The sequence below is a fragment of the Planctobacterium marinum genome (assembly GCF_036322805.1).
In the GTDB taxonomy this organism is placed as follows: domain Bacteria; phylum Pseudomonadota; class Gammaproteobacteria; order Enterobacterales; family Alteromonadaceae; genus Planctobacterium; species Planctobacterium marinum_A.
Map to the genome: position 1 here is coordinate 1,706,485 of NZ_AP027272.1, position 20,004 is coordinate 1,726,488.

Annotated in this window: 18 protein-coding genes; 7 read left to right on the top strand and 11 right to left on the bottom strand. The window is 44.5% G+C overall.

Going from position 1 to position 20,004, the window contains the following annotated elements; all coding sequences use genetic code 11:
- Positions 1 to 21: 21 nt before the first annotated feature.
- From AABA75_RS07585 to AABA75_RS07600, 4 genes are all read left to right on the top strand, one after another.
- On the top strand, positions 22 to 1,698 hold the full coding sequence (locus AABA75_RS07585; protein ID WP_338291996.1) for an alanine/glycine:cation symporter family protein: 1,677 nt from the start codon (positions 22 to 24) through the stop codon (positions 1,696 to 1,698).
- A 170-nt stretch (positions 1,699 to 1,868) separates the two neighbouring features.
- Positions 1,869 to 2,111 carry a hypothetical protein gene (locus tag AABA75_RS07590; RefSeq protein ID WP_338291997.1) on the top strand — a complete coding sequence of 81 codons (243 nt, stop codon included), beginning with the start codon at positions 1,869 to 1,871 and terminating at the stop codon, positions 2,109 to 2,111.
- Positions 2,112 to 2,125: 14 nt separating this feature from the next.
- Positions 2,126 to 2,407: a YeaC family protein gene (locus AABA75_RS07595; RefSeq protein ID WP_338291998.1), complete on the top strand. Its 282-nt coding sequence runs from the start codon at positions 2,126 to 2,128 to the stop codon at positions 2,405 to 2,407.
- Positions 2,397 to 5,204 carry a DUF349 domain-containing protein gene (locus AABA75_RS07600; RefSeq protein WP_338291999.1) on the top strand — a complete coding sequence of 936 codons (2,808 nt, stop codon included), beginning with the start codon at positions 2,397 to 2,399 and terminating at the stop codon, positions 5,202 to 5,204. The genes AABA75_RS07595 and AABA75_RS07600 overlap by 11 nt, the downstream gene beginning before the upstream one ends.
- Before the next feature lie 60 nt (positions 5,205 to 5,264).
- Here AABA75_RS07600 and ansA read toward each other — a convergent pair whose 3' ends face one another.
- Both ansA and sppA read right to left on the bottom strand, forming a co-directional pair.
- Complete coding sequence (ansA, locus tag AABA75_RS07605; RefSeq protein WP_338292000.1) at positions 5,265 to 6,275, bottom strand: asparaginase; 1,011 nt, start codon at positions 6,273 to 6,275, stop codon at positions 5,265 to 5,267.
- A 267-nt stretch (positions 6,276 to 6,542) separates the two neighbouring features.
- Entirely contained in the window at positions 6,543 to 8,405 is a 1,863-nt protein-coding gene (sppA, locus tag AABA75_RS07610; RefSeq protein WP_338292001.1) for a signal peptide peptidase SppA, read from the bottom strand.
- Between the two features lie 139 nt (positions 8,406 to 8,544).
- Between sppA and AABA75_RS07615 the strand changes: the two genes are divergently transcribed.
- Positions 8,545 to 10,575: an NADPH-dependent 2,4-dienoyl-CoA reductase gene (locus AABA75_RS07615; RefSeq protein WP_338292002.1), complete on the top strand. Its 2,031-nt coding sequence runs from the start codon at positions 8,545 to 8,547 to the stop codon at positions 10,573 to 10,575.
- A 174-nt stretch (positions 10,576 to 10,749) separates the two neighbouring features.
- Positions 10,750 to 12,303, top strand: coding sequence for an FG-GAP-like repeat-containing protein (locus AABA75_RS07620; protein WP_338292004.1), 1,554 nt, complete (start codon positions 10,750 to 10,752; stop codon positions 12,301 to 12,303).
- Between the two features lie 49 nt (positions 12,304 to 12,352).
- On the opposite strand, the gene AABA75_RS07625 is transcribed toward AABA75_RS07620, so the two are convergent.
- A complete protein-coding gene (locus AABA75_RS07625) occupies positions 12,353 to 12,904 on the bottom strand; it encodes an NAD(P)H nitroreductase (protein WP_338292005.1) in 552 nt (183 codons plus the stop codon).
- Positions 12,905 to 13,085: 181 nt separating this feature from the next.
- On the opposite strand from AABA75_RS07625, the gene AABA75_RS07630 reads away from it, so the two are divergent.
- Positions 13,086 to 13,328, top strand: a complete 243-nt coding sequence (locus AABA75_RS07630) for a hypothetical protein (protein ID WP_338292007.1) — start codon at positions 13,086 to 13,088, stop codon at positions 13,326 to 13,328.
- A gap of 55 nt (positions 13,329 to 13,383) precedes the next feature.
- Here AABA75_RS07630 and AABA75_RS07635 read toward each other — a convergent pair whose 3' ends face one another.
- The 8 genes from AABA75_RS07635 to AABA75_RS07670 form a co-directional block, all read right to left on the bottom strand.
- The gene (locus AABA75_RS07635; protein ID WP_338292008.1) at positions 13,384 to 13,644 is read right to left on the bottom strand and encodes a helix-turn-helix transcriptional regulator; all 261 of its coding nucleotides are present in this window, start codon (positions 13,642 to 13,644) and stop codon (positions 13,384 to 13,386) included.
- A gap of 545 nt (positions 13,645 to 14,189) precedes the next feature.
- A complete protein-coding gene (asnS, locus tag AABA75_RS07640; RefSeq protein WP_338292009.1) occupies positions 14,190 to 15,587 on the bottom strand; it encodes an asparagine--tRNA ligase in 1,398 nt (465 codons plus the stop codon).
- A gap of 142 nt (positions 15,588 to 15,729) precedes the next feature.
- Complete coding sequence (locus AABA75_RS07645) at positions 15,730 to 16,536, bottom strand: transporter substrate-binding domain-containing protein (protein WP_338292010.1); 807 nt, start codon at positions 16,534 to 16,536, stop codon at positions 15,730 to 15,732.
- 165 nt (positions 16,537 to 16,701) lie between these two features.
- The gene (locus AABA75_RS07650) at positions 16,702 to 17,142 is read right to left on the bottom strand and encodes a GNAT family N-acetyltransferase (RefSeq protein WP_338292011.1); all 441 of its coding nucleotides are present in this window, start codon (positions 17,140 to 17,142) and stop codon (positions 16,702 to 16,704) included.
- A gap of 15 nt (positions 17,143 to 17,157) precedes the next feature.
- Positions 17,158 to 17,436 (bottom strand): DUF4157 domain-containing protein, encoded by a 279-nt coding sequence (locus AABA75_RS07655; RefSeq protein WP_338292012.1) that lies wholly within the window; start codon positions 17,434 to 17,436, stop codon positions 17,158 to 17,160.
- A gap of 50 nt (positions 17,437 to 17,486) precedes the next feature.
- Entirely contained in the window at positions 17,487 to 17,912 is a 426-nt protein-coding gene (locus tag AABA75_RS07660) for a hypothetical protein (RefSeq protein ID WP_338292014.1), read from the bottom strand.
- A 262-nt stretch (positions 17,913 to 18,174) separates the two neighbouring features.
- A complete protein-coding gene (locus tag AABA75_RS07665) occupies positions 18,175 to 18,639 on the bottom strand; it encodes an FRG domain-containing protein (protein WP_338292015.1) in 465 nt (154 codons plus the stop codon).
- A gap of 87 nt (positions 18,640 to 18,726) precedes the next feature.
- Entirely contained in the window at positions 18,727 to 19,917 is a 1,191-nt protein-coding gene (locus AABA75_RS07670) for an aromatic amino acid transaminase (RefSeq protein ID WP_338292016.1), read from the bottom strand.
- Positions 19,918 to 20,004 lie beyond the last annotated feature (87 nt).

The following is a 20,004-nucleotide window of genomic DNA, read 5'->3' on the forward strand; positions in this document are numbered from 1 at the left end:
AATAAGTAAGAGGGCAAACCTTTGGAAGCATTTGGAAATTTTTTACTGCTGCTGGACAGCTATCTCGGGAGTTCATTCTGGTTCCCGTATGTATTACTAGGAACGGGTTTGTTTTTTACCCTCTATCTCAAGTTTCCTCAGATACGTTACTTTAAACATGCCATTAAAGTAGTTTCAGGTAAATATGATCGAAAAGGAGATGAGGGAGATACCTCTCATTTTCAGGCGTTGACCACTGCCTTATCAGGTACAGTAGGCACAGGTAATATCAGCGGTGTTGCCTTGGCTATCTTCCTCGGCGGGCCTGCAGCACTATTGTGGATGTGGGTAACTGCATTTTTGGGTATGACCACTAAATTTGTTGAGGTTACTTTATCCCACAAGTATCGCGTCAAAACTGAAGATGGCACTATGGCGGGTGGTCCAATGTACTTTATGGATCGTCGCTTAAACATGAAGTGGCTGGCGGTGGGGTTTGCCATTGCTACTGTTATCAGCTCCTTTGGCACAGGTTCTTTGCCTCAGATCAATGGTATCTCCACCAGTATGGAAGCTACCTTTGGTATTGAGCCTATTTTAACGGGTGCTGTATTGGCAGTGTTGCTGGCGCTGGTTATCTTGGGCGGAATTAAACGTATCGCCGCAGTAACTTCAAAGATCGTGCCTTTCATGGCCGGACTTTATATTGTGGGTGCTTTAGCCGTAATTTTTTACAACATAGAAAACATCGGTCCTTCATTTGTCTCTATTTTCGAATATGCCTTCACGGGCTCTGCTGCAGTGGGTGGTTTCTTGGGGGCGAGTTTCGCATACGCCTTTAACCGTGGTGTGAACAGAGGTTTATTTTCTAACGAAGCTGGTCAGGGGTCAGCGCCTATTGCTCACGCTTCTGCTAAAGCGCACGAGCCTGTATCAGAGGGTATGGTGTCAATTTTGGAACCTTTCATTGATACCATCATTATTTGTACATTGACCGGTTTGGTTATTTTGTCTTCCGGTGTCTGGAACGAGAAGTTTGAGAATCAGTTTGACCGTACCGATATGGTTATTTTGGCGGGGCAATACGAGCAAAATAACGAGTCCAACAAACTCGAATTGTACAAGTACCTAAACGAAGATGGTGAGCATTCTGTTGAATCTTATACTGGTAAGATAGAAGTGGTTTCAGGTAAAGCGCTAGGTAAAGACTTTACTATCATTAACGCTCGTTCTATTGCCGAAGATGTTCGTTTTACGTTAAGCAGCAACGACGACCCCTACACGGGCACGTTGGAAGTTGTGGATGGTAAGTTAGTGAAACAAAACATTGTGGTGACGGGTAAATCCTTGATCCACTCTGCGACTCTGACCACTAAAGCCTTTACTCGCGGTTTCTTTGGGGAGTATGGCCAGTATATCGTGTCTATTGGGTTGTTGCTTTTTGCCTTCTCTACGGCAATTTCCTGGTCTTATTACGGTGACAGGGCGATGACCTATCTGCTAGGGCCGCGCTCAATTATGCCATATCGGGTGTTTTACGTAGCGGGCTTCTTTTGGGCCTCTTTCTCAGACACCACTTTGATTTGGTATCTGTCTTATGTCGCTATTGTCGTAATGACCTTGCCCAACCTGTTCGGTATTTTGATGTTGCGTAAGGAGATGCGAGAAACTGTTGATAAATATTGGCAGGACTTTGAAAAAGAGCAGCAGTCGAAATAATTCAAAGCGCGGCTAAGTCCGCGCCTTTTTATATGTCTGTTTTTGATAAAAGTAAGAAAATTAATTTGGAGCTGTATTAATTAATGTCTATCGTCAATTGCATGTCATGCAACAAAAAGATATCCAGTCGTGCACAGTCTTGTCCTCACTGTGGCTTCTCTAAAAGTGGTATGTCTGAAGATGACACAGAACGAAAATTGCGCCACAAACAGTATTTAAAAATTCAATCAATTAATACCCAGGCTGCGGCAGCAGTTATCCTTTTTGTTGCTGGTTTTGCCTATATGTATTGGGGCGGCGTTGATCCTTCTGAAGCTGAATGGTACATCGCCATGTCAATTTCGAGTATTGGTTTTTTCTGGTATATCATCAACCGTATTCGTATGGTAATAGCCAAGCGCGCCAATCGTTAGAGTAAAGTAAATAGATGACACCAGAGAGCCTCTTACAGGCAATGACGCCTGAAATATATGAACGACTTCGACAATCTGTAGAGACAGGAAAGTGGCTCGATGGTGAGCCTTTGAGCACGCAGCAGCAAGAAACCTGTATGCAAGCCATTATTATGTACCAGTCCAGAGTAATGGCCAGCAAAGAGCACATGACAGTTAACGAGCACGGTGAAATAGTGCATTTATCGAAACGTGAATTAAAAGAACAATTCAATCCTCAGCAAGACATTGCCCGGTTCAGCCAAGATGATTTTTAGTAAACTTTTCCAACCAAAATACAAGCACAAAGACCCACTTATTCGCATTCAGGCCATAGATACGTTGAGCGCTGAAGAGTCACAACACAAGTCGGTATTACACGAATTAGCCTTTAATGACAGCGATAGTCGTGTCAGTGTTGCCGCTCTTAACAAGCTCAACAATTTCGATCTTTGGTGGAAAATGGTGGAAATTGCCAAAGATGAGCGCATTGCGAAGCACGCGCGTAAGAAAGTTGAAGAAGCTTTGTTGGGAACTAATGATGTAGCGATTTCACAACAGGCCAGAACAGCGTTTATCAAAGAGTGTAAGAACAATTCCTTATTGGAAGTGTTATTACAAAAACAGGCCATTGACGAATCTGATACGGCTTTGTACTTAGCCGTAATCAAGCGATTGAACAAGCCGCAATTGACCCTAAGAACAATGCTTAACACTGCCAATAAAGCGCTGCAACAATCGCTGTTTGAAGATGTTAAGGATGAAAGTGAGCTGTTGAGAATCGCTAAAAAGTCAAAAGACGAAGCGTTGACCCAACAGGCGCAACAACGGATTGAGGCGATACAAACAGAGAGAGAAAAGCCAAAACAATTAGAAAAAGACACTACATTGGTGCTGTCAAAATTGTTGGCCCTGACTGAAGAGCAAGAATACGAAAAGTTTGCTCAGACGCGTGATGAATTGCAGCAAAAATTTGCAGTGTTAAAGGGGGATTTTGAACTGCTAAATCCCGAGTTAGCAGAATCGTTTATTCACAAATACACAGATATTGAACAAAAGCTCGAAAACAAAGCACAACGCTTACAAGGTGAATGGGACGAAGAGCAGGCGCTGGCTCGTACCAGTGCCGCGTTGAAAGAAGCAACAGAGCGTTGTGAGCAAGTCCTTTCCGTTGTGGAGCAGGCATTAGGTGGTCACGCTGCAGAAATCACTCTAGGTGAGCTTGAGTCTTTTAACGAAAAAATCAGTCTGGCAGAACAAGATCTTGATAAGATGCTGGCAGCCAATTTAAGTGATGCTGAACGTCGTGGTATTGAAAAGCTGATTAATCAATTATTGAGTAGTCGCACCAGTTTGGATGCTTTACCTGCTTTACAACAGGCATTGATGCAAGCTGAAGAATTGTTAACCCAATTTCAAAATCTAAAAACACCCGATGACATCAGTCAAATTGATGCGGCACAAGCCCACCTGGACGAAACTGCCTCTCGTTGGAAAGATTTGTCTTCCGGTTATCGTTCTATTTGGCCGAAAGCGTTGCAAAATCGTTGGCAAGAGAGTTCTACTCAATGGCGTAAAGCCATTAAAGAGTTGCGTAATACGCTGCATGACAAGGTGTCTCGTATACGCGGACGACTCAATGGCATTAGCCGCACCATAGAGCAGGGAAGGTTTAAACAGGCGCTGCGCCACTATGAGCAAGTAAAAGCTGAGTTTTTACTGTTACCTGAAAATCAACAAGCGAAAATGTCGCGCCAGTTTGAAAAGGTTAAAGAGCAAATCGAAAACCTGAAGGATTGGCAGGCTTATGTTGCGACCCCTAAAAAGCCTGAACTGTTAAAAGAAATTGAGCAACTGGTTCTCAACCCAATTGAGCCAGAAGACCAGGCAGAGCGAGTGAAAGCGCTGCGTAAAGAGTGGAACTCTCTGGGGGTTGTTGATACTGAAACCGATAAATTGCTGAACAAAGCCTTTGATCTGGCTTGTGAGGAAGCTTTTAAGCCTTGTCGTGAGTTTTATGCCGTTCAGGAACAAGAACGATTGCAAAACCTCAATGCCAAAAAAGCGTTGCTACAGGCGTTAGCGGAGGTTCCTAAAGAAAATGTCCCGGAGTTAAGTAAGACACTGAGACAATTTCAGGCTGACTGGAAAAACATTGGTGCGGTAGATTACAAAGAGCTGGATTCTTTAAACCAAGAGTACAAGCAAACCGTTGAGCCAATAAAACAGCGGGTCAACCAATTCTACCAAGATAACGCGGAAGTTAAACAAGGTCTGTTGCAAAAGGCCGAGGCTCTATTGCATATCGAGGACTGGAAAGAGGCTACTAATAGCGCCAAAAAGCTTCAGGAACAGTGGAAGAAAATTGAATTTGCCGGACAGCGCCTGGAGAACAAATTGTGGGTGGATTTCCGCAGTATCAATGACAAAATTTTCGCCAAAAGGGAAACTGCAATAAACGCAGAAAATAATGCTGCGACCCAGCGTATCGCGGATTTGCACAAGCAATTGAAAACAACGGCAGGCGCGGTTTTAGATAGCGCTAAAAAGTCAGAAATCACTGAGTTCATTGAACTGCAACTGAGTCCAGCTTTACAAGAGCTGCAAGCCTTGCCTCGCAAGCTTAACGCAGATGCTTTCCAATATGCGCAACAATTAAAAGCAAAACTGGAAGAGAAATTGCTGTATCTCGGTGATAGTCAACGCCATGAGCAATATCAGGCGGTGTTTGATGTAATGCAACAATGGCAAGGCTCCAATGCCCCAGACGCAGCTGCTGAATTACCCAATTATTGGCGCCAGGCGTTCCATACTGCGAACGTAACAGAGCACGATTTAGGGCAATTTGACCGACATCAGTTGACCCTGTTATTAGAGTTGTTGTTAGATAAAAGCTCACCTTCGGATGACGCTGAATTGCGCAAGCAAATGCAGTTGCAATTGATGACCTTGAAGCTTCAGGATGGCGTAAATCTCGACCCGGATGAGATTCTGCGCAGCTGGATCACTCTTGGCAATCTGAGTGAATCTGACGAGGCTTTATTAGCACGTATTAAGGTTTTGTTTTTAAATTAGCATGATCTTAACGAGATAATTGACCGGGATGCACTATTAAAGTGAGTCCCGGACAATAAACTAATGACTTAACTCTCCTTTGATATCGCTGCTCATAACTTTTCGAGCAACATCAAAATCTAACCCCTGACTCAATAAATAGTGTAATTTTGCCAAAGCCGCTTCCGGTGTCATATCCATTCCAGATACGACACCCACTTGTTGTAATGATTTTCCGGTTGCATAACCTTCCATGTTCACTTTGCCGTGCATACATTGAGTGCAATTAACTACCATAATTTCTTGCTCACAAGCATTTCTTAGCTCATTTAAAATGCCTTCACTCTGCGGTGCATTGCCAACGCCATAGCTCAACAAAATCAGTGCTTTTACCGGCTGCATCAGCGTGTTTCTGATGACCTTGTCACTAATGCCCGGATAAAGGGTAATAACGCCAACAGGCTGCGGCACAACTTCGTTTATCTTTAAACGATTGCCTTTGGGTAGTGACACACTGCCTGCTACCAATTCAATGTTTATTCCTGCTTGCAATAAAGCTGGATAGTTAGGCGAGGTAAATGCATCGAAGCCATCGGCATCGGTTTTACGACTGCGATTACCTCGTAATAGCTTATTGTTGAAGAACAAGGAAACTTCTGGAATAGGATAGTTAGCAGCGATATACAGAGCATTTAATAGATTGGTTTGCCCGTCTGAGCGCAACTCTGCCAACGGGATTTGAGAGCCTGTAACAATGACGGGCTTATCTAGGTCATCCATCATAAAAGACAGAGCTGAAGCCGTAAAAGCCATAGTGTCAGTGCCATGCAGAATAATGAAGCCATCAAACTGTTGGTAATTTGCCTCAATATCTTTGGCGATCTGCATCCAATGAGAGGGATCCATATCTGATGAGTCGATGAGGGAATCGTATTCGTGAATGACGAATTCGGGCATTTCTGGTCGATAGAATTCCGGCATTTTCTCCACAGTTGCGGCTAAAAAGCCTTTGACTGGAACATATCCCTTATCTGATGGGCGCATGCCAATCGTACCGCCTGTGTAGGCGACATATATTTTCTTCTTTTGCATTTCTGTGCGGTTTTATGGCCTTGTGAATTTGTGCACAGTATGACATTTTAAGTGGGGAAACAAAAAGATTTATGCGGGCTCAGACGTTATATTATCGCTTGATCCAGACATAAAAAACCGGGCGTCACTGCCCGGTAAAAGAGAATAGATAATACGTTAACGCTGTCTATATTATCACCAGTTGGTGTATTTATTTAACATTTTTTACAGCATTAGCGTATTTTTTTCTTCTTGCTTGATTGTGAGTAGATTTTGTCCTTTTTAGACTTAAAAATCACACATCATGCACAATGCATAAATACCACGAGGATCGTTCAACTTGGCGATATCTTCGTAATCGGCAACCAGTTCTTGTACCATCTGCATCAATCGGTGATCGCTGTCTATCTGGATGGCTTTACCGATAATAGAGGAAGCGCCACCGAAGAATTCCTTCCAGAAAAGTTCTTCAGGTGAAAGTGTTCGCTCAACGTATTGAGTGTCGTAGCTGTCCATTTCTGCAAGCGCTGCCGCAGCTTTTACGGCATCGTTCAGGTAACCCAGTTTATCTACCAGACCGAGCTGCTGTGCTGTTTCACCTATCCAGACTCTGCCTTGCGCCACTTCATCCACCCGCTCAGGTGTCATATTCCGGGCGTCAGCCACTAGCGTAATAAACTGATCATAGCCATGTTCAATACTGCGCTGGAAAATATTTCCGATTTGAGGGTTGAGGGTCCTGGCTGCGGAAAAGGCGCCAGTAAACTCCGTGGTGCCAACCCCATCACTATTAATACCAAGCCAAGCAAGGGTGTCTTCATAGGTCATAAACATGCCGAAGATACCAATTGAACCAGTAATAGTGGAAGGAGCCGCCCAGATTTCATCAGCATTTGCGGAGATCCAATAGCCACCAGATGCCGCCATTGAACTCATGGATGCCACTACAGGTTTACCAGCCTCTTGCAGCAATTTGACTTCTTGACGGATAATCTCAGACGCAAACGCACTACCTCCCGGGGAATCTACCTGTAATACCACCGCTTTAATACTGTCATCTTCCCGGGCTTTACGCAGCAATCTTGCGGTGCTGTCTCCACCAATGGTCCCTGCTTTTTGGGAGCCGTCTAAGATGGTGCCTTTGGCCACCACGATACCCACTTTGTCGGTGCCGTTATTCATCAGCATCGGATTAGGTTTAACCAGTTGCAGATAGTCACTAAAACTGATGTTGTTATAACCTCTTTTCGACGCATCTTTATCAGCAACTTGAGTAATTTCCAGTAATACTTCTTCACGAGTTTTAAGCGCATCAACCCAATTGTTGTCCAAAGCGTACTGAGCAAAGTTACCATTTGCCTGTTCAAACTTTTCCATAAAGGCATCGATGCGCTCATCGAAGTTTTCAACACTAAAACCTCTGGCCTCGGCCACATCGGCTTTATACTGATTCCAGAGGCTTGTTAACCACGCCTGATTCGCTTCCTTCGCTTCTTCTGACATGTCATCACGCAGCACGGGTTCAACCGCAGACTTGAAGGTACCCACTCTGAAAACGTGAGTTTTTGCCTTAAGCTTTTCTAACGCTGACTTGAAGTAGGTTTGATAGCGTCCAAAGCCATCCAGAAACATGAAGCCCATGGGGTTGAGATATACGTGATCAGCGTGGCTGGCCAGGTAGTATTGGCCTTGTGAATAGTAATCGCCTACAGCATAAACAGGCTTACCTGAACCTTTAAAATCTTCAATGGCTAAAGCAATCTGCTTGAGTTTATCCATACCGGCGCTGCCAAGACCATGAAGATCTAGCACCATGGCACTAATACGGCTGTCTTCTCTGGCATTTTCGATGGTTAGCAGAACGTCTTGCAACAACACTTCGGGATTGTCATCCCGTTGGTCGAAAGCTTCACGCATAAACTCGTCGAATGGATCCACGCTTTGTTTTTGAATCACCACATCACCATACAGGTTTAAAACAAACGCGGAGTTCTTTGGTACGCTGATCTTGTCATCTTGGGACACTATTGCGGCAATGATAAACACCACGATCCCGATGAAAACAAGGTTAAACACCAAATTGCGTAGAAAATTTAATAGCGACCAAATCCCTTTGAAAAACGATTTTGTCCAACTCTTATCTGCAGACATAATTCTCTCATATTCTTACAACTGTCTATAATCGTACCTAAACTCAGACCAATAACACAGCCAGAAATGTAATTTTTTATGTTGTGTACAGAAGCAAAATCGTTACACTGAGAATAAAAACAGGTAAGACCAGTTAGTTATGAATAAAAATCCTCATTACCCTCACTTATTTGAACCGCTTGATTTGGGGTTCACGACATTAAAAAATCGTACTTTAATGGGCTCAATGCACATTGGCCTCGAAGAGGAGAAAGGCGGCCATGAAAAAATGGCAGCTTTTTACGCAGAGAGGGCCGCGGGCGGTGTTGGCTTGATTGTGACTGGCGGTATCGCACCAAATTATCAGGGGTGGGTTATGCCCTTTGCCGCTCGCATGACTAAAAAGAGTCACGCTAAAAAGCACCAGCAAATTACTCAAGCGGTGCATGAGCAGGGCGGCAAAATTTGTATGCAAATACTCCATACCGGACGTTACGCTTACCATCCCTTTGCCGTGGCGCCTTCAGCGCTGAAAGCGCCTATTAACCAGTTTAAGCCTAAAGCGTTGTCTGCACGCGGTGTCAGACAAACCATTAAAGATTATGGCCAAAGCGCCTTGATGGCTAAACATGCGGGCTATGATGGCGTAGAGGTCATGGGCTCTGAAGGGTATTTGATAAATCAGTTCCTGTGTCCGAGAACTAATCACAGAGATGATGAATGGGGTGGTTCTTTCGAGAATCGCGCACGCTTCGCTGTGGAGACAGTTAAGTCCGTACGTGAGCATGTGGGTACCGACTTTATCATAATCTTCCGACTCTCCATGTTGGATTTGGTGGAAGGCGGCAGTAATTGGCAGGAAGTGGTGGCCCTGGCTAAAATGATAGAGGAAGCGGGCGCTACTATCATCAATACTGGCATAGGTTGGCATGAAGCGCGTGTACCAACAATTTCCACGTCTGTACCAAGAGCTGCGTTTACCTGGGTTACAGAACGTTTGAAAGGGGAAGTCTCTATTCCCTTGATCACCACTAACCGAATTAATACCCCTGAAGTGGCTGAACAGATTCTGGCCAGTGGTCAGGCAGATATGGTGTCCATGGCGCGTCCATTTTTAGCTGATTCTGATTTTGTGAAAAAGGCACAAGAGGGCAAGGCGGATCGCATAAACACTTGTATTGCCTGCAATCAGGCCTGTCTGGACCATGTCTTTCAGCGCAAAAGAGCCTCCTGTCTGGTAAATCCGCGCGCGGGATATGAAACAGAGCTCAATTTCCCGTTAACCAATCACAAGAAAAAGATTGCTGTTGTCGGTGCCGGTCCAGCTGGTTTGGCATTTTCCTGCTATGCAGCAGAGCGCGGTCACGAAGTACATCTGTTTGATCAGGCGAGCATTATTGGTGGGCAGTTTAACTACGCAAAACGCATTCCTGGCAAAGAAGAGTTTTATGAGACATTGCGTTATTTCGATAATCGTCTCAAAGATGCCGGGGTGCATGTGCACCTTAATAGTCCTCAATCAGCCGAAAGCATTGCCAAAGGCGGTTTCAATGAAGTGGTGTTGGCCACGGGAATTCGACCAAGGCAGCTGGCCATAGAGGGAATTGAGCATGAGAAAGTCATGACCTATCTGGATGTGTTGCGCGATAATAAGCCCGTCGGACAAAAAGTGGCTATCATTGGTGCCGGCGGTATCGGTTTCGATGTAGCCGAGTTTATTGCTGAGGAACACTCGCTAACCGTTGATCCGGAAAAATGGCTTAAAAATTGGGGCATAGATAAAGACTACAAAGAACGTGGTGCGCTTACTGAGCCAGAACATCCTCCTTGTAATAAAGAAATTTATTTGTTGCAACGAAAAACATCGAAAGTGGGTAAGGGACTGGGTAAAACTACGGGCTGGATCCATAGAACGTCATTACAACAAAAAGGCGTTAAGATGATGCCCGGTGTGACTTATGACCGAATAGACGACGCCGGGTTACACATTACCATTGACGAAAAGCCAATGCTTTTGGCTGTCGATACGGTAATTGTATGTGCCGGACAAGAGCCTTACAAAGCTTTCCACGCAGAGTTAGCCCAGCTGTCTGACGCTACCGTGCATATCATTGGTGGTGCCGATGTTGCAGCAGAGCTTGATGCCAAGAGGGCTATTCGTCAGGGAGCAGAGCTCGCTGCTGTCATCTAAATGATGAGCAAGGCACGTTTGTGTGCCTTGCTAATTTATTGTTGAGGAACTGTGTCTAAGCGGAAACAGTTCACAAATCACTAAATTTCCTTTTGAAAAGTGCAGCAACAATTGCCACACTGTTGTTACGCTCAATCTGACAAAACACTTTTTTGTCTGTAAGGAATCTATTCTATGACGATTAAATTCACAGCTACTAAACGGCGTTCCTCTCGCGTGTTTATTGCTTTTTCGTTGGCTGCTTCGACTTTGTTAGCAATGGGGCAGGCCCAAGCCAATCGATTTGGTATCGATGGTGGTGAAACTGCCACAGGTTTACAGGGCATGACCTGTGCTCAATCTGGGTGTCACTCATCGGGACAGGATTTCAAGTCTTCTTTGGCTTTTTCCGGAGACACAGAGGTTACGCCCGGCAGTGTAAACGATGTCAGTTTAGTCTTAAGCTTCAGTGCTCCCTCAAGTGTTACCTCCGCTGTTGCAGGATTTCAGGCGGAGTTATCTGACAGTAACGCCTTTTTGATCGCAGGTGATGCACAACTGGTGGATGACGGCAAATTGAGTCATATGACGCCGCAATCTGCTTCCAGCAATACGGCTACTTTCTCGTTTCAGTGGCAGGCACCTGAAGTGGAGGGGAGTGTGACCCTTTATGCTTGTTCTCAACCAGCGAATAACGATTTTCTGCAAACTGGTGATGATACTTCTCCTGCCTGTATTGAGCAGGTGATTAGCGTGGCTGAAGAGGACACTGTTGATCCGGTGGAGCCAAGTAATTTTGTAGCTTACGATTATGATGGTGACGGATTAGCTGATGTTGGTGTGCGCAGACCTTCTAGTTATTTTCAGTACATCAGTAATTCATCTGATGGTGAAATCCAGCGACATGTATTCGGTAAAAATAGTGCAGACATCCCAGTTTCTGGGGATTTTGATGGTGACGGTATCGCAGATATCGCTGTCAGAAGGCCTTCCTCTTTCTTTTGGTACATTAAGAATAGCTCCGATGGTGAGATTCAGCGTATTCAATTCGGTCGTAACGCCGCTGATATTCCCGTTCCGGCTGATTATGATGGTGATGGGATCACGGACGTTGCTGTTCGACGGGCTTCTAATCAGTTTTGGTACATATTGAATTCCAGTGATGGTGAGATCCAGCGCATTAATTTTGGTTTACAGGAAGCTGATATCCCTGTGCCTGCAGATTACGATGGCGATGGTATTGATGATGTGGCTGTCAGGAGACCATCGAACTTTACCTGGTATATTCTGCGTTCCTCGGATGGTGAGATAGACCGTATTGTATTTGGCAGAGATCAAGACGATATTCCCGTCCCAGCCGATTATGATGGTGATGGTAAAGCGGATCTGGCAGTGCGGCGCGCTTCAAATCAATTTTTCTATATCCTGAATAGTTCAGACGGTGAAATTCAGCGTATTAACTTCGGTCGACAATCGCAAGACGTACCTATTGTTGCGGATTATGATGGTGATGGTAAGGCCGATGTCGCAGTGAGAAGGCCTTCTACCCAACTCCAATACATATTGCGCAGTAGTGATGAATTGATAGAGCGCATTCAGTTCGGGCGTCAATCTACAGATGTGCCCCTTGCCGCCCCTGTGCTAACACGCATGGAAATGGTGGATCAGGCGAATACCGCCGGTAAGAGTTTAGCTTTTGTTGAAGAAGAATGGGCTGATATGGATTTCATTCAGCAAGAGCCCGAGTAATATGACAATAGGGAGTAATGGCTGATGCGCTATCAGCCATTACTCATTTTTAATTCCAGTGCTCAAAATATTCGTCCAAATCGCTGATTCGCTTTTCAACGTTTTCAACACTCGGTGTACCGAGATATAAAAAACCCATAATTTCGTCCTGTTCTTCCAAATATAGCGCCGACTTCAGATTTTCGTCCTGAGCGTAAGCGCCAGTGCGCCAAATCCCTTGAAAGCCTTGTGCCACCGCAGCCATCTGCATTGCGCTCATGGCGCTCGCTGCAGCGGCTACCTGTTCAACCCAAGGTACTTTGTGGTGCTCCTTGTATTTCATAATGGTAATAATCACCATAGGAGCCCTGAGAGGTAATTCGGGGGCTCTTTCGATGTCCCTGTCACTCATATCACTGGCGATAGCTGCTTGCTCGAGTAGATCGCCAAGTTTCTTTCGGCCATTACCTTCACAAACTATGAATTGCCAAGGCTTGAGTGATGCATGGTCAGGAGCTCTGAGGGCAGCTCTTTTGATGTTCGCCAGTGCCTCTCCGCAAGGCGCTGGCTCTTTCAAGCGAGGTTGCGACTGTCGGTTTACAAGTAATTCTATTGCATCCATGTGCACACACCTTAGGGTTATCAGCCAATCTACGGTGATTTATAACGAAACATTTAGGTATTTACAAACCAAAATGAGAAAAATATACCAGTTAAATAGGGGGGCAAGGGCAATCGATATTCAGGCGCGCAAAAATTGACTACACTGGATAAGGAGTCCTGAAGTCAGAAGGGGTATCCAGATGAATTTTGACAAGTCTAAAGCGAAAAATAATGCTAGCTCTGACAACAAAGGCGCGGGAGGATTTATGGGTTTTTTCAAACGTCACAAGACTAAGGTCAACAATAAGCCCACCGTATCAAATACATTAGTTCAGTTTGCTGAAGAAGATTCGAAGCGCATAGCAGTGCTCATCAAAAGTTGGTTAGAAGCTGATGATAAAGCTAGAAGCAAGGCGATTACAGAGAGTAAGCCTCGTAGATAGTAATGGACCAAAGTGACGACACTATTCTGGGCCCGCAGGCCCAGACAACAAATTATCAGGCGCTTTCAGAAGCAGACATTAAATCAATTTCTGAATCGCTGTTATCACGTTCAATGTACATTTTGATTAATTCCGCAGGTTTGAATCCGCACGCCATAGACATTGCCAAGAATTGGTTCATGCTAGGTGAACCTACGTTTTTTTCCCAGTTCTCATAAGTTTTACGTGTTTTAACGCCAGCAAATTCTGCCATTTGAACTGTAGTCTTACCTGCTCTCAAGCGCATGATGCGTAAATCAGTACCTGTAATAATCATCTTTTAACACCCCATCTATTAAAGATTAAATTGGAATCATGGAATTCACTCTTTCAGTGATGTAATGGTAAAAAATATTTTGTGGGACGAGATTAACATGCCTAAAAAAGACCACTAAAGTTTAATAAGTGTATGAAATAAAAAAGAAAATAGTTTGATTTTTTTTTGAAGCGTTTACATTTTGGAGGCTTCCGGGGGGATTAATGATCCGAATACCATTAAAACAGCGTTTATTGGGAATGATAACTTCTCTCATTCTCTTCTGGAGCGCGGTATGATGCAGACGTTTTTAAGCCTAACAAAGTACATATTTGTCACATTCACCATTGAGAGTCATTGAAAATAATATTCGTGGAATATTAAGAGTGAAATTTATACCTGGTTTATAGTCATATTCTTACACCTAAGTGGATGATTATCTTATACATACAGTGTCAAAATAGTGATGAACAAGTAAGGCTTAGTTTGATCGAGTGGCTAAAAAAATTTGAGTCTTATGAAGATAAAGTTCAGGCACCAGTATAGGTGCCTGAGAAAAGAGGGTACTAGTATTCTGCGTTGCCGGGAGTTCTGGGAAAAGGAATGACATCCCTGACATTTTGCATACCGGTGACATAAGCTACCAGCCTTTCAAATCCGAGGCCAAATCCAGAGTGAGGCACTGAGCCGTATCGTCTTAAATCGCGATACCAGCTATAGTCTTCTTTCACCAGTTCCATTTCTTCCATGCGCTGGTCGAGCACGTCCAGACGTTCCTCTCTTTGCGAGCCACCGATGATTTCACCAATGCCTGGTGCCAATACATCCATTGCAGCAACGGTCTTGCCATCAGGATTCATGCGCATGTAAAACGCTTTGATATCCTTAGGGTAGTTTTGCATGATGATGGGAGCGCCTACATGCTCTTCTGCCAGGTATCTCTCGTGTTCTGAGGCGAGATCAATACCCCATTCCACAGGGAACTCGAATTTTTTACCGCAGTTTTTCAAAATTTCAATGGCATCTGTGTAGTCCATGCGAACGAAGTCTTGTTCTATGACCTTTTCCAGACGGCTAACCGCTTCTTTGTTGATGCGCTGTGCGAAGAATGCCATATCATCAGCGCGTTCTTCTAGCACTGCTTTGAATACGTATTTCAACATGTCTTCTGACAGCTGAGCAATATCGGCAAGGTCGGCAAAGGCTACTTCCGGCTCAATCATCCAGAATTCCGCCAGATGTCTGCTGGTGTTGGAGTTTTCAGCTCTGAATGTCGGACCAAAGGTATACACCTTAGAAAGTGCACAGCAGTAGGTTTCTACATTTAATTGACCTGAAACGGTCAGAAATGCTTCATTGCCGAAAAAGTCTTGTGAATAATCAACATCGCCCTTGTCGTTACGCGGTAAATTCATCATATCTAAGGTTGATACCCTGAACATTTCACCTGCACCTTCAGTATCACTCGCGGTGATAATTGGCGTACTGATCCAGTAGTAACCGCGCTCGTGGAAGAATCGGTGAATTGCTTGAGATAAGCAGTTTCTCACCCGGGTTACGGCACCTATAACATTGGTTCTTGCTCTCAAGTGGGCGTGTTCACGCAAAAACTCAATACTGTGGCGTTTGGCGGCCATTGGATATGTGTCTGGGTTTTCCACCCAGCCCAAAACCTCAACTTCTGAGGCTTCAACTTCCAGCGCTTGTCCTGCGCCTTCAGACTTTTTAAGGACACCAGATACGGAAACAGAGCAACCTGCTGTAAGTTTTTGCACATCAGCGTAATTATTCAGGGTATTTAATGCAATGACCTGCACAGGGTCAAAGCAGCTGCCATCATGCACTGCAACAAAGGATAAACCAGCTTTGGAATCGCGACGAGTGCGAACCCAACCTTTCACGACAATTGTGTCTCCTGCGTTGTACTTTCCACTGAGTACATCTACGACGGCGGCGTGTGCCATTCAAATCTCCAATCAAGAATTTAGTTACGTCACTTTGATAGTGACAAGAGGTTTTCAGGGTTACAGGGTAACCGGATATCGTATGTTACTTTTTGTGTGCTGATAGACAAGCGTAAAAAGCTAAAAAGTTGGATTTTTAGCGTTAATTAGCCAGAAGGGAAGGGTTCACTAATTTACTACTGCTATTTTGTTCTGTATGTTTTATGTAGTGAGAGGTGATTTGTTCTACTTTTCCCTCGTTTTTTAAATTATCAATAGCTTTATTTATTGGCGCCAGTAAATGGGCGTGTTCTTCTCTTAGCCGAAAGTGCAAGTCTCCCTCGGAGTGCTGTGCGCCATAGGCTATGTTGATCCCAATTTGCTCTGCCCAATAACTGGCGGGCAGATCCCCCATGATGACTGCCTGAATGCGACCGATTTGCAATGCTTTAATTAGCTGATATTCAGAATTAAAATCGACGCGTTCAAACATAGCATCGTTGTTGTAAAGGTAGCCCCGTACTGTACCTATCTGCTGGTGATGCATCTGGTCGAGTGTACTGAAAAGATGTTGGTTTTCAGGCAGGGTAACCAGATATTCTCGAATCTCTATCAAACCTTCACTGATCACAAATCCCTCAGGGATTTTATGCCCAGCAAACCAGCTGGGGCTGGTAACATCAAAATCCAATTCACCCTTCTCCAGTGCCATTAGGGTTCTCTTGGGAGGGAGCTCAGTAGGTACGCCGAGAATATTAGCTCTGGCCAGCACGGCGCTGACTAACTCAGCCACAATACCCGGGTGTTCAGCATCTGGAATGAAATAAGGGTACCACGCACTGGAGCCTGAAATATCAAATTTCAACGTTGCGATTGGCTTTGCTGTATCCCGATAATCGTCAGCGACACATGGGTAAGTTGCGATGAACAAACTTAATATGCCCCAAATTATTAATTTATTGCTTAGCATGTAGTAGTGCTGACTCAAGTTGATGATGAATATACCCAAAATCATTTAGGTTGGCATTATCAATATTCAGGGGGGGAAAACAATACTACTTTTGGTTAAAAAGGATGCAGGCCACGTTTTGTTTGTAGCAGATGCTTGCCAAATTGAGGAGGATACTATCCAAGTTTAGCTCAAACTGTTCAAAGATAGTTGTTTTGAAAAGTGAATTTTATGTTCGGTAACTGAATTACCTTTGGTGAAACCAGTAATGTTGTATCCGTTATTCAGCAGCATGCTCAGCATAGGCTTGAATTGATTCATGGATTTAACCTCAATGGTGTCGAATTTATTTTCCCGACACCATTTTTCCTGTACTTGCAACAGCATTTTGGCAATGCCTTTACCCCGAAACTCAGGTGCGACAGCCCCTAACCAACTGTAAAAGGTATGCTGGTTTAGCGCGTAACCCAATTTAAAAGCCACAAGCTGATTATCTTCGAGGTATCCGAGGCTGAGATAATTATTACCCACTCGTGCTTGTAATTCATCAACCGTGGAGGTTTGTCGCATTTCTGGAATACAGTTTTTAAGGGCAAGCGCATCCTCAAGGGAAATTTCAGTCACCATGATAATGGAAGGATTTTATCTGCGTCCTTTATTTTGCAGATTAGCAGCACCGTTAGTGGCTTGCACTCTACCCTGACGTTGCTGTTGTACATGTGTCATTTCATGAGGCAGGTGTTGTGCCTGACCAGAACTGAGATGCAAATTACTACCTTGGGTATAGGCTTGGGCTTGCATCTGTCGAGGTTGAGCAGAATTTGTTTGCACTCTAACATCCGCCATATTGTGGCCAGTGGACTGTTCCATACCTCTTCGTAAATTAGCAGGGAGCCCGGTGTTGTTGTTTCGACCATTCATGATTACGTCTCCAATAACTTCTTCAGTGTAGCATGAGCTTACCCCAAAGACTATTTTTGCAAGGTGGGGCTGTAGTGGCGTTTAAGCCACGCACTTAACCCGTCAAGGCCCGGAAACAAGACCCGTTCAGTAATGTTTGATTGATCCAATTTATTCCTCACTTCCCATTTGATCTCTTTTGGAATGACTATGGCGAGGTTTTCGATAGCGTGCTTTTCCAATAAATCATCCAGCAATAAGTGCGCACCTGAGGCTACAGAAAAAAGCGCATGCTGGTTTACAATGCGCGCGTCAGTAGAAGGGGGTTCATAAAAAATGAAGAACTCCTCTTTACTCATTAAATCGAATTCGTCCAGGTCTTTTACCAAAGACTCCAACATTTCCAGGGTGAAGACATTGCCGCCTTCATTATCCAAACAGTCCCGCATTTTTTTGGGAAATTGTTTTAATACCAATTCCAATAAATATTTGCACACTCAGCGCAGCCTCAGAGACATTAGTTCGAGGCGTGCGAATGAGAGAATACTGGTGGTCTTATGAACTTCGCACAAAGCTCAACGCATCCTGCTCTCGCCCCTTACCAACATCCATGTTGGTAACAAAGAAATAATGTTTCTGTGGCGCGTCTTCGATGGGGCTGAAAAGCATTTATACTGTGTTGGATGTTTTTGATTTATCCCTACATGGATGTAGGTGATTAGAATAACGCAGGAGCAGTTATCGAGGCCCACTAGACCTTCAAACATCCGCCTTGTCTAAATGCTTTTCATTTCCCACTGAGGTGAGTAAATGTTTGTCGGAATTGGTATAGGAGTCGTGATAATTGACCTTCCAGATGATGCCATCTTGCTCGGCATAATCAATGTCAGCAGTGGCAAAGTGCATGGCAAGAAGAGGGGAGCAGGTCCAGTCTAACATCCTGGTTGGCAAGCCGTGATGTTGGGCGATTGTCAGCCAGTGCCAGATGACATTGGTCGTATCGAAATTATCATGGCCGTATTTTCTGAAGTTGCGCAGTAGATGTTTTTCCAAAGGTTGAAACTCACCGCCCAAGCGCATCAACGAGGTTTTCAAATCAAACTTTTCAGAGGGTTGGCCGCGAAAGGCATAAGGACTTCGATAACGCGAGATTTCATCATTCCATGAACCCGCAAAAAGCAGCTCGTGAAGGTGACTCCATGATTCGGCGGTGACGGTTTGCAACTGTATATCCTCTAAATAACTGGTATAACAAGCCGTTCTTGAAAAACCTGATACAAAAAAAAGCCCGGTAAACCGGGCTTAGTGATGTTACAAAATTTTGACCAGGGCTTCTGCAAGGTCGTCTACATTACTTTGCGATATACCGGCAATATTGACGCGACTGGAATCCACAAAATATACGGCACTGTCAGCGCGCATTTTCTTTACTTGCTCTGGTGAGATGCACAAAAATGAAAACATACCTTTTTGCGAATTTACAAAATCAAAATCCATACTGGCACCTTTGTCTTTCAGTTTTTGCACCAGCATAGCTCTGAGTGATTTCATGCGCGTGCGCATGTCGGTCACCTCAGATTGCCACAATGCTTTGAGTTGCTCATCGTTGAGGATAATATCAACAATAGCGGCTCCCCATGAAGGCGGCATGGAGTAATTCGCTCTGGCGACACTCTGAATTTGGGTTTGCAAGCTCTGACGAGTTGCATTGCTATTGGTCACCACACAGGCCATACCTGTTCTTTCCCGGTACAGACCAAAGTTTTTGGAGCATGAAGCAGACAAAATCATCTCTGGTAAGTTTTCTGACAGCAGTCTGATGCCATAAGCGTCTTCGTCAAGACCATCGCCAAATCCTTGATATGCCACGTCTATAAAAGGGATGAAGCCTGTTTTTTGTGCTGCTTCTAAAACGGCTTGCCATTGTGTTTGATTCAGGTCCTGTCCGGTGGGGTTATGGCAGCAACCATGCAATAGCACTATGTCATTCTTTTTAACGGAATTAAGGGTTTCCATCATGGCGTCAAAACGAATACCGCGACTTGCTTTGTCGAAGTAAGGATACTTTTCAATACGCAAACCCGCAGTTTCGAAAATAGGAATGTGGTTAGCCCACGTAGGGTCACTCACCCAAACGGTAGCGTCCGGATTGCCTCGTGCAATCAGTTCAGCAAGCAGGCGCAAAGCACCGGTACCACCGGGTGTTTGTACCGCAGTAATGCGATCTTCAGTAACGGCTGGATGACTTGCACCAAACAGCAGTGCTTTCATTCCTGTCAGGAAACCAGCTACACCTTGCGGTGCGATGTAAGTTTTGGTGGTTTCTGAGTCGAGAAGTAATCGCTGTGCCTTGATTACCGATTCCAGAATCGGAGTATTGCCGTTTTCGTCTTTGTAAACACCCACACCTAAATCAATCTTTTTAGGATTAGTGTCTTCTTTGAACGCTGCTGATAATCCCAAAATTGGGTCTGCGGGTAAGGCGGGTAATACTTCGAACATGTTTTTCCTCAGTCACTAATGGTAATCGCACCTGATTCGCGGTGCTCAATGGCCGCTATTATGAACATTTTAGCGGCGCATTACGAG